This window comes from Vreelandella lionensis, from assembly GCF_002087295.1.
GTDB lineage: Bacteria > Pseudomonadota > Gammaproteobacteria > Pseudomonadales > Halomonadaceae > Vreelandella > Vreelandella lionensis.
Map to the genome: position 1 here is coordinate 1 of NZ_MWVI01000041.1, position 7,726 is coordinate 7,726.

5 protein-coding genes, 1 tRNA gene and 1 pseudogene are annotated in these 7,726 nt (G+C 52.7%); 5 read left to right on the forward strand and 2 right to left on the reverse strand.

The window, feature by feature from the left end; translation table 11 throughout:
* Positions 1–37: 37 nt before the first annotated feature.
* A pseudogene (locus tag B4967_RS18790) lies at positions 38–422 on the forward strand (transposase); the annotation flags it as partial.
* A gap of 252 nt (positions 423–674) precedes the next feature.
* Here the strand turns inward: B4967_RS18790 and B4967_RS20095 are convergent.
* Together B4967_RS20095 and B4967_RS05000 are read right to left on the reverse strand one after the other, a co-directional pair.
* The gene (locus B4967_RS20095; protein ID WP_161491471.1) at positions 675–2,687 is read right to left on the reverse strand and encodes a methyl-accepting chemotaxis protein; all 2,013 of its coding nucleotides are present in this window, start codon (positions 2,685–2,687) and stop codon (positions 675–677) included.
* A 556-nt stretch (positions 2,688–3,243) separates the two neighbouring features.
* The gene (locus B4967_RS05000) at positions 3,244–3,732 is read right to left on the reverse strand and encodes a MarR family winged helix-turn-helix transcriptional regulator (protein ID WP_083023991.1); all 489 of its coding nucleotides are present in this window, start codon (positions 3,730–3,732) and stop codon (positions 3,244–3,246) included.
* A 159-nt stretch (positions 3,733–3,891) separates the two neighbouring features.
* Between B4967_RS05000 and B4967_RS05005 the strand changes: the two genes are divergently transcribed.
* From B4967_RS05005 to B4967_RS05015, 4 genes are all read left to right on the forward strand, one after another.
* A complete protein-coding gene (locus tag B4967_RS05005) occupies positions 3,892–5,082 on the forward strand; it encodes a hypothetical protein (RefSeq protein ID WP_083023993.1) in 1,191 nt (396 codons plus the stop codon).
* Positions 5,082–6,173 carry a Zn-dependent hydrolase gene (locus tag B4967_RS05010; RefSeq protein ID WP_340638687.1) on the forward strand — a complete coding sequence of 364 codons (1,092 nt, stop codon included), beginning with the start codon at positions 5,082–5,084 and terminating at the stop codon, positions 6,171–6,173. Before B4967_RS05005 ends, B4967_RS05010 begins: the two co-directional genes overlap by 1 nt.
* Positions 6,170–6,322: a hypothetical protein gene (locus B4967_RS20665; protein WP_340638688.1), complete on the forward strand. Its 153-nt coding sequence runs from the start codon at positions 6,170–6,172 to the stop codon at positions 6,320–6,322. Before B4967_RS05010 ends, B4967_RS20665 begins: the two co-directional genes overlap by 4 nt.
* A gap of 709 nt (positions 6,323–7,031) precedes the next feature.
* A tRNA-OTHER gene (locus tag B4967_RS05015) sits at positions 7,032–7,121 on the forward strand.
* Positions 7,122–7,726: the final 605 nt, after the last annotated feature.

A 7,726-nucleotide genomic window follows, 5' to 3' on the forward strand; every position in this document is an offset into this window, starting at 1 on the left:
TGGTGTCCGGTTTTATTGAACCACTACAACGTCACCCTCTGATGAAGTGGGCCGTCGTGACCAAATCCTTGACATGTTCACTATCCACTTGCGGCCACCCTAGGCGAGTAAATGTGAAATGCCCGGCCATTGGGAAGGCGACCTGATTAACGGAAAGAACAATGCGTCTAAAGTGAGTTAGTAGAGTTCCGCAGTGGCTGTCTTTTTCTCGCGAAAATGGTCCACGCTAGCGAAAACATCAACGGCCTTCTTCGCCAATACCTACCGAAGTGGACGGATATCTCCGTGTATAGCCATGAAGAACTAGACGCGATTGCCTTAAACTGAATATACGACCACGCAAGCTATTTGGCTTTAAAGGTCCGGAAGTGATAAGCGCACTGATGGCTAACCATCATGCAAGCCCACTCACTAACCAGTAGGGGGGCACTCAGAACCTGCATCCGCCCTTTAAGTAGGGCGTATATATCATTGCTTTCAATAGCTACCAGCTTCACTGCCGACAAAAATTATATTAGGCAACTCCTAAGCGGCAGGTCGCAGGTTCGACTCCTGCCAGGGGCTCCCCTTATCTTATTCACTGTTTCTTCGTTTCGCCCCCACAGGCGCCCCCATAGGGAACGCTTGCTTCAGAATTGTATTCTCAAAAGAATGGGGCCGGATGGCCCCATTGCTTAGAACGTCTCCCATGCAGCCTCATTATCCGTTTGACGGGATTGCGAGGAAGGTTTGGCCATTGCCTTAACAGAGTTCGTGCGTCCGTTGTGTAAAGCAGACGAGGCGGAGGCGCTGGTATGTAACCTCTTTGCTGATGGCTCCCGGTTATCATTGATCTTGAAGAAAGCCATGGCTTGTTCTAGCCGACTGGCCTGATCTTCTAGTGATACTGCGGCGGACGATGCCTCCTGTACCAGTGAGGCATTCTGCTGAGTCACCTGGTCCATCTGGTTAACCGCCTGATTGACCTGCTCGATGCCATCGCTCTGCTCTCTGGAAGCGGTGGCAATCTCATTAATGATGCCATTTACACGCTGCACGGCGACCACTAGTTCTTGAATGGTGGTGCTGGCCTGCTCCACCTGGGTGGTGCCATCCTGTACTTGAACCACCGACCCTTCGATCAGGGTCTTAATTTCGCTGGCAGGCTCGGCACTTCGGCTGGCTAGGTTGCGAACTTCACCGGCTACCACTGCGAAGCCGCGCCCCTGTTCGCCGGCACGTGCTGCCTCGACAGAGGCATTGAGCGCCAGGATATTGGTCTGGAAGGCGATAGAGTCGATTAGGCCGGTGATTTCGGCAACCTGCCGTGAGCTATTGGCGATACCATGCATAGTTTTGATGACACGCTCTACGACCTCGCCCCCTTGTTCAGCCTTGTTCGAGGCATCCTGGGCCAGTTTGCTAGCCTGATGTGCATTGTTGGCATTCTGCTTCACCGTGGTGGTGAGCTCCTCCATGCTAGAAGCCGTCTGCTCTAGCGAGGCAGCTTGCTCTTCGGTGCGGGAGGAGAGGTCGGTATTGCCAGTGGCGATTTGTTTAGAGCCAATGGCCACGTTGCCTGCCGCCGTCGAAACGTTACCAACGATTGTCCTCAGTTTTTCGACCATTTCCTTAACGGCCGCAAGCAGGCTTTCCGTATCCCCTTGACGTACTTCCGGCACGGCCTGGAGGTCGCCATCCGCGATACGGCGAACGATTGCCTGCGTATAGGCTGGTTCTCCACCGAGTTGACGCAGCAGGTTATGCACGATGAGTGCAGCCAGTAAAATGGAAATCACCACTACTAAACCACTAAAGAGTGCAATAAGCAGAAAGGCGACCTGCGCCTGGTGGCGAAGCGCCTTAGCACTGGTGACCAGATCCGCGTTAATCTGTTCCAGTACCTCCATCATCAGGTCGATGCGTGCGGTGCTGACCTGATACCAATAGGAACCTTCGGTGCCGCCTAGTTCACCTGTCAGGCCCCCATCCAAAACTAGTTGGCGGATACGGATGACTTCGTTGACGTCACGGCCCTGCACAATACGCTCATGGGTGTCGATGAGCGCTTGATCCGCCTGCTTGGCGAAGAGCTCTAGGTAGAGGTTCTGCCTCGCGACGAGGCGTGAGTAACGCTGATGCTCTTCGGGGGTAAAACGCCCAACGGTGATCGGGGCGGCGCCGTTGGCGCGCTCCTGGCCAGCAGCTCCCTTGCCGAGTGCATAGTTGACATAGGCATTCACTTTGCCCGCGATGTCAACGTCGGGGCTTTGGCCTGCGGTCGCGGTGACAATATGGAGGAGGTGATTGATGGTTTCTGTGTAATAGCGGAGGCTTTCGTTGACCGACATACCCTGTTGATCAATAGTGTTTCGCGTCCTGTCTAGCCGGCTAATCGCCTCAATAACCTCGGCGAGTTGTTCTTCGAAGTAGATGCCGAAGCGCTCGGCCTCGAAGTCGGCAAGTAAGAGGTTAAGCGCTTGTCTGGCTGTATCAGTGAGCCGCCGCTGCTCGCTAAGCATACTGCGCCCCTGGACGCCCTCGCTGCCGAGAAAAACAGAGGAAGCCCCGCGCTCCTTCTCTAGCTCATGGATAATAGCGCCAACAGGAATAGAGAGTTCGACAAGCTCAACCAGGGCTGTCATCTCGTTACGGACTTTCCACCGCTCGATAACCTCGGTGCTGGCAAACCATAACAGGGCCAGCATCGGTAGGGCCAGAAGCAATAGGATCTGGGAACGAACCCGCATTCTGCGGAGTATGGAGACATTCATTAATTTGAAACTCACCTTGATGGAGTTTAACGATGTGAACCGGTGTTAGTGGCCACACTCGACAAAGTGCTTCACACCATGCATCGAGCGATGGGATAACAGCATCCCTTTCGGTTACGTTGGTGTCAGCGCTAAGCGTGGGGTTGGCTAGCCGTTTATGCGTTACCACGCCATTGACGGATTCGCAGCGCTTCGTGGCCTTTCACACAAGACCCATTGGCCTTACGCAAGAAATTTAGCTGTTCAATAACGTGACTCATGGTAGCTCTACAGGCTCCTCAAATAGGTATATACGCGACCCGGCAGGCGGGTTCTGGGGAGCCTCAGTTTGAGCGATAAAAGCCTGAATTGCTGCGGGATTACCTCCATATACCACCTGCCTACCCCTAAGGGGGTAGGCTCTCTTACCGTACTTGAGTGTTTACTCTGCTTTGTTGCCGAGGGCGTTCATACCTGCGCGGAAGACATCGACTGCGCGAAGGGCCAACGCTTAAAACACCTCAAAGGCTGCTGAGCTGTTCAGCGTGTCGCTATCAATGATTTTTCGGCACAAGCGTAGAAAGGTTTCCTTTTCGGAATCCGTTAGCACACCAAATACCTCCTCTTGACGCTGTTTCACTTTCTCCTCTATGCCCGCTAACAACGCCGCCCCTTCCTCAGTAGGGAAGAGGTGTTTCGCGCGCGTGTCGCTTTTATCTACCTCGCGCCGGATCAGCTGGCGCTCCTCAAGCAGCTTGATGGCCCGGCTGATGGAATTCTGAGGGCGTGGGAACAGAACCTGGACCTCTTTAGCGAGAATGCCTGGAAAATAGACGGTGGCATAAAGTGTTGACCAGGCATGTACCGGCATATCGTAGTTTTTCTCGATAAAGCGGCTAGTGACTTGGTTGTTGGCCAGCACAATGTGACTCATCGCCATCAGGTAGCAGAGGTCGGAGGAGAAGGTCTCCTCGAAAATTGAGAGCCCCTTGTCAGACATCTTGTATTCCTTTCCATGTGGTATGCACGTCATCATCCTCTTGCAATATAGATCCATATGGTTCTATATTGAAAATATGCTTTATCTCATACGCAGCGCATTACAAATTTAATCTTGCCTAACTAGCTGCGTTCAAACCTAAAAAAAGTAGGGCTTCACATGCCACAATTAGCAGCCTTCGCAATACTCGCGTTTATTCTCTACGTTGGCGATGTCGCCGCCACACGTTCCAAATCCAAACTGCCTTCCGTCTTCATCTGCGCTGTCCTATTCCTGCTGGGTTACTGGACGTTCTTTCCTGAAAATATCGTTGAGCTTGCCGGTATTCCGACCCCTGTTGTGTATCTAGCGATGTACCTGCTCATCACGAACATGGGCACCTTACTGTCGATTGATGAACTGAAACGACAGTGGCGGACCGTAGTGATTGCCCTGACTGGGATCGCGGGTATTGGGGTATTCCTGTTCACTGTGGGCCAGCTGTTCCTGGATTATCAAACAATCATCGTGGCAACACCGCCACTGACAGGCGGCATTGTATCGTCCTTAATTATGTCACAGGCGGCGTCTGAAGCGGGGCTTGAGAGCCTGGCTGTGCTCGCTATCCTCATCTATGTAATGCAAGGTTTTATCGGCTACCCCTTAACCTCCATGATGCTCCAGCGGGAAGGCCGCCGAGTGTTAGGCCTCTATCGCTCGGGCCAATGGAAAACCGAAAGCGATGGTAAAACCGGCTCAGCAGACCATGACCCTCACCAGCCGCGTTTATTCAAGAAGCTTCCGCCTGCTTATAACACAACGTACTTCAAGCTTTTCCGGTTAGGGGTGGTGGCTTTTCTAGCCTGGGGAGTCGCGCAACTGATCCAGCCATTTTTTGATATCAGCCCCTTCGTGCTTTGCCTGATTGGCGGAGTGCTCGCTACCTCCTGTGGTTTTTTAGAGCGTCAGCCGCTTCAGTCTGCTAACTCTTTTGGCTTTGTTATCATGGTGCTGATGCTATTCATTTTTGGCGGCCTCAACCGGGCAACGCCTGAGATGTTGCTGGACCTCGCTGCCCCTATGTTTGGTGCCATCATCATCGGTATTGTGGGTATGTATTGCTTCTCCTACATCGCTGGCCGGTTATTAGGTATGACGCCAGCCATGGCTTTTGCCTGTTCACTCACCGCCCTTTACGGTTTCCCCGCTGACTATGTGATCACCAATGAAGTCGTGAACACCCTGACGGACGACGAGGACGAGCGCGCCGCACTTTCCGCCCATATGTTGCCCTCAATGTTGGTCGCCGGTTTTGTCACCGTGACCATGGTATCGGTCGTTATTGCGGGCATTTTTGTAGGATTTATTTGATGACTAAGCAGCATGTAAACGAAACCCGTATCCAGGAGATGATTGAAGGGATTGCACAATTCACCTCGACACCTGGCAAAGGAACCACGCGCCTGACATACAGTGAAGAGCACCGTGGTGTACGAGACTACTTGTTAACGAAAATGAAAGAGGCCGGGCTTCAAACCCGAGAGGATGCCGTTGGCAACCTATTTGGCAGAATAGAGGGCCAAAATCCGGATCTTCCACCGGTATTGGTGGGATCACATTTTGACTCGGTGCCCAACGGCGGCGCATTTGATGGCCCTGCCGGTGTGGTGACGGGGCTAGAAACCGCTTTTGTGTTCCAAGAGCTTGGCCTAAAGCCTGAAAGACCTGTCGAAATCATTGCCATGATTGAAGAGGAGGGCGGGCGCTTTGGCAGCGGTCTTTTAGGTTCTCGGCTTCTCACTGGCCAAGTATCGCAGCAAGACCTGCAAGAGCTGAAAGACGCGAACGGCGTCTCCGTTGCTGAAGCAATGTCCACGTTTGGGTTAGACCCTTCTCATGCTGACAAAGTAGCGCTTGCAGCAGACTCTATTCATGCCTTTCTAGAGCTGCATATTGAGCAGGGGCCAGTGCTAGAGCAGCACGAAGAGGATGTAGGGATAGTGACCGAAGTCGTCTCGCTCTCCCAGGTAGAGGTAACGGTGAAGGGGGCTGCGGGGCATGCAGGCACCACGCCCATGAACGCCCGTAAAGATGCCATGGTAGGGGCCGCTTCAATCATTGCGAAGCTACCCGAGATGGTAAAAGCGGTGGATGACGCCGCAGTAGGTACGGTAGGGCGCATAACCGCGCAACCTGGCGGTGCCAATGTGATTGCGGATAGCGTCTCGTTCAGTGTGGATATTCGTTCGCCCAGTGCCAACAGCGTTGCCCAGATCAAAGAGCGTTTAAACACCGCGTTAGAGCAGCTTCAACCCAGCGGCCTGACCTATAACGTTAGCGAGAAGATCACGATCCCATCGACCCCCATGTCGGCAGACATCCAGAAGCAGTTCGCCCATGACGCCGACAGCTTTGGGCTTAAATGGCGTCATATGCCCAGTGGGGCAGGCCAGACGCTATGATCTTGTCCAAAATCACCCAGGTGGGGCTGGTCTTCGTGCCCAGCCGAGATGGTATCTCCCACGCACCTGAAGAGTGGACGGATTACGACAAGCTCGCGAAAGGCATTGAAGTGATTTTCCGTACCGCTAAAGCGCTATCGGAGAGTTAAAGCTCTGTACCATTAGTAGCTGTTGAAGCCCCGCCTTAGGTGGGGCTTTCTCGTTTCAAAGCATAAACGAAGCTTACAGCGGCACACAGCGGCTATATGGCACGGTTGCCAGGGGGGAGGCCCCCAGACCGCCGCACCCCACGCCGCGCTGTCCCCCACCCGCCTGCGGGGTTCGCTTGTGGGGCAATTCTTCATGCACCCCGCAAAAACGGGCCAAAGCCCGCTGTTGCTGGGCTGTAAGCGGGTTTTGGGTGCATAGGAGTCATGCGAAATCATGCGGATTTATGTATCTTCTGTGATCCCGTGAAGATCAATGTCCTAAAGCGAGGCCATCGGCTGGCCGATAGCTAAACAGGACATTCCTGATAAGGCTGTGTAGTGCCAAAGCCTTCCGGTGCAGGATGGCCTAAAGTCGCAGCTGTACGGGTTGCACAGGCGTAAAGGAATAGGCAATACTGCTAAAAAATAATTAAAGTTAAAATTGGGGTTTATGAGTATCAATTTACTTGCGGCCGGGGGTTGGAAATCACTAGCAATGTAAGTGGTGTCGATGTCATCGTTTGGTTACAGAAGCTGGTAGTTTTCTGTTCAGTGGCCTGTCCACCCCAACTAACAGCTATCGACCCTGAGCGGACGTTCGAAAGAGTTGAATATTCATAGGGGTCTTTAGCTCGCGATGCGATGAATAAAACTGTTAAGCAGAAAATTTGGTGCTGTCGTCTAGCGGTCCAAGACGCCCGCCGATTATGTCGGATTGTGAAAGCGGGAAACTGAGGTTCGAATCCTCACGGCACCACCATTACATGAGTAAGTTATGGAAAGTGAAGGTCTCAAGCAGTTCTTAGAAGTGGTTGGCGATGCTGTCCATTCAGTTAACACAATCTGTGTTGGCTTGGCTGCTGTGCGAGCAGGGACTGCCAAGAAACCTGATGACCTGACAATAGGCTGGAAAAGTTCTAATCCTGAGACATCTGCCTCAAAGGCCTGAGTATTTGCCCTTCGAGCGTCGCTGGTTTTTGTTGAAGAGGCGCTTCTCAAGTACCTGGACTTCCTCAAAGATTGTTCAACTGAGGACGAGAGGTTATATAAGGCGCTATCTACCGAGGGAGCGGCAGACAGAGTTGTTGAAATCTCCAAATATCTTTCAGATGCCGAGCCCTATTGGTGGCCGATGGTTGTTCTGCTAGTACGATGGCGCAATAGGGTCGTCCATAGCGCGAAAATTGGGTTGGCTCCGCTTCAGAAGAAAATTCTCCTTGAACACGAGCAGGTCCTTAAGCAAAGGCACGCGGGTATTGAAATACGGAAAACCTTAGAAAATTTCGAGTCTAGTCAGATAACCTGAAGGATTTCACGACCCTCATTGCAATTACAGTCTGAACCGCCCCGGCTTTACCGGAGACT

What these genes read in the sequence shown, in the direction of transcription:
- B4967_RS20095 (WP_161491471.1), bottom strand. Translation starts at nt 2,687, where the DNA reads ATGCTGGCCCTGTTATGGTTTGCCAGCACCGAGGTTATCGAGCGGTGG.
- B4967_RS05000 (WP_083023991.1), bottom strand. Translation starts at nt 3,732, where the DNA reads ATGTCTGACAAGGGGCTCTCAATTTTCGAGGAGACCTTCTCCTCCGAC.
- B4967_RS05005 (WP_083023993.1), top strand. Translation starts at nt 3,892, where the DNA reads ATGCCACAATTAGCAGCCTTCGCAATACTCGCGTTTATTCTCTACGTT.
- B4967_RS05010 (WP_340638687.1), top strand. Translation starts at nt 5,082, where the DNA reads ATGACTAAGCAGCATGTAAACGAAACCCGTATCCAGGAGATGATTGAA.
- B4967_RS20665 (WP_340638688.1), top strand. Translation starts at nt 6,170, where the DNA reads ATGATCTTGTCCAAAATCACCCAGGTGGGGCTGGTCTTCGTGCCCAGC.